Below are 866 nucleotides of genomic sequence, written 5' to 3'. Positions count from 1 at the left end.
CAGACACTCAATAGCGCCGGAGGTGTTGCAACACCAAGCGCTCTTGGCTCGGGGAGCTTTGGCAGTTTTGACTTTGCAGGTGTCACTTTCATTAATTACCGGAGTATCCACAACTATAATGTAAGTGCGAAGGCTGGAACAAAGCGCGCCATAGGAATTAAGCCTGACGAATGTCAATTCTTCCCTGTTGATGCGCCTGGTGTATTCCAAAAAACCTTTGCACCAGGGGAAAGCTTGGATTTTGCCAACACAGTTGGAAAGCCTCTCTACACCATGTTGATCATTGATCACGACCGTAATGCATGGGTAAAACCGGAGGTCTATAGCTATCCGCTTTACATTTGCACACGCCCAGAAATGCTGTTTAAAGCAGTGATTGGAGCGAAATAACATGCGATGGCACGGGCTGCTAAACCAAATGGTTAAAGATGTGCGCAACACTTTTGGGCAGCCCATCATCTACACGCGAAAGGACAATCAGCAATCTTTTCGTATCACAGCAATTTACGGCATTAAGCATTCAGAATCGGACGCCGGTGGCAGAATCCCCACGACAATTGCAAGAAAGGAACTTGATCTTTGTATCAATGATATCGGAGGCTTACCACCAAAACCTCAAGATAATGTTGTAATCATTTCCCCTGAAAACAACAACGCCCCCTCTCAAGAGCACTTCGTGATCACAGATGTCCAAGCCTCTGAATCCGGTATGTATAAGCTTATCTTGCGAGAAATAAAACAATGAAACATCCACGCGAAACGATAAGAGAAACATTTGTTACGTTGATCAAAGCAGCAAAGACGGCAGCTGGTGACAATGTTTTCAATATGCGTGATTTCAACTTTTCCCCTGAGAACACGCCTGC

The 866-nt window shown here is 45.4% G+C and carries 2 protein-coding genes; both read left to right on the top strand.

The annotated features are described in order from the left end of the window. Positions 1–390 (top strand): major capsid protein (locus tag ACFIKR_RS09495; protein WP_375659664.1); only part of this gene is annotated, 390 nt, incomplete at its 5' end. A gap of 1 nt (position 391) precedes the next feature. Next, the gene (locus ACFIKR_RS09490; protein WP_375659663.1) at positions 392–745 is read left to right on the top strand and encodes a hypothetical protein; all 354 of its coding nucleotides are present in this window, start codon (positions 392–394) and stop codon (positions 743–745) included. The last annotated feature ends 121 nt before the right edge of the window (positions 746–866 follow it).

Source organism: Bartonella sp. MR30HLJHH (genome assembly GCF_042194195.1).
In the GTDB taxonomy this organism is placed as follows: Bacteria; Pseudomonadota; Alphaproteobacteria; order Rhizobiales; family Rhizobiaceae; genus Bartonella; species Bartonella grahamii.
This window is presented reverse-complemented; position numbering and strand designations above follow the sequence as displayed.

Bases quoted from the DNA above. Each gene is read 5' to 3' on its own strand.
- ACFIKR_RS09490 (WP_375659663.1), top strand. From the start codon at position 392: ATGCGATGGCACGGGCTGCTAAACCAAATGGTTAAAGATGTGCGCAAC.